At 48.5% G+C, this 1527-nt stretch carries 1 protein-coding gene; it reads right to left on the reverse strand.

What is annotated here, in order from left to right; translation table 11 throughout:
- The coding region (locus ACEZ3G_RS13675) for a LamG domain-containing protein (protein ID WP_432426078.1) at positions 1–1527 on the reverse strand (1527 nt) is incomplete at both ends.

Below are 1527 nucleotides of genomic sequence, written 5' to 3' on the forward strand. Positions count from 1 at the left end.
AGGAAACCCCGTTCGCCTGGTCAAGGCCCGAATAGAATATGCCCGGGGGAAGGGGCAGCGAACCGTCCTCGTTCGAAAGCCCGTCAGGGCATCCGGCAGAATCGACCGTTAAATCGATTATTACGGAACACCCTTCAGCAGAGGTAAGGATATAAGCACCGGAATTTCCTTCAGTTACACTTCCCATTATATAATCTCCTGTAATATCACTGACTATGGATCCATTTGGCAATGTAACACTAAACTTTAAAATGTTACCATTTGAATCTTGGTTCGGAAGAATGCTTAACCTAACATTTTCACCTACTTGGGCCGTTATAGATACGTTTTCACCAACCGGACCATTTTGATATGGATTGTTGTTTATTCTCCATTCCGCCGAAATCGGTTCATCGCCCGGGTCGCAGCCCTGCACTACGTTAAGGTTAATTACAGTAGGACACCCCCCAGCGGTGGTAATTACGAACTGGCCTTGATTACCTGAATCAATCAGCCCATCGTTCCTACCAGGGTTATTGCTTCCCGGATCGGAGACTTGCGTGTCAACTTGATATCCTTCTGTTTGGGTAAAATCGATCAGAGAACTCAACGTAGGCGCTTGATAGTCTTTTTGTGCTGTAGTCACGAAATATTCTCCGGTTGTTTGCGCCCTGACATAGACCCTTGAACCTTCCGGAGCATTTATGTTGTTACCGTTGACGTCAAGCCAAGGGCCGTCACCAAGCTTATATTCAACTGTTATAATCCCCTCGGGACATTCGGGGACATTTGGCATTCCAACGCCAAGTTCATAGAAAGCTCTGATTTCCTGTGGGCCCAATACCTTATTATACACTTTCAATTCATCTATCTTTCCTGAAATTTCGTCAGTTACCCCGCTACCATTAGGAGTATAACTTACCAGGTTAGAAATTTGTGCCAAACTCCTTCTTTCATAGAAGCCTGAGGAAGTGAATGAAGAGAAGTTTGGTTCTGTACTATTGAAATTAAAATTACCGTTAACTGCCTGTGTGCACACCTCGACGCCGTTGGCGAAGAGCCTTGCCGTCGCGCCGTCATAGGTGGCCGCGATATGGACCCACTGTCCCGCTGGCGAATAGCCTGAGTAACAATGAGCACTACCTCCATTATCCGTTGGAAATTCCCATTTATAAAGGCTGTTGTGGAAACCGAAGAACATGGCCGGGTAGTCATGGCTTAATATCCCAACATTGTAATGAATATTGTCTCGGTTCACCCAGGCCATAACCGTCATGGATTGTTGTATACTAGTTAGCGAAGGGGAGTTCGCGGCTTCGATGATAGTATTGCTCACGAACTCGTTACCATCCATCTGAACCGCCCCTCCGAAAAGCCCTTGTGAGGTCCAATTGGTGGCGCTGGGGGTCTTGGTCGCCCCGTTGTCGTCTACGAACAGGACCGTGCCGTCGTTGCCATTGCCCGAGACGTCGGCGGCCACCGACCCCGATGTCTCGTCAAAGGGGAGGTGCATGACCAGGTTCGGGTTGTTCTGCAGCGGGATGGCGG

It is taken from the genome of Meishania litoralis (assembly GCF_042611095.1).
GTDB lineage: Bacteria > Bacteroidota > Bacteroidia > Flavobacteriales > Flavobacteriaceae > Meishania > Meishania litoralis.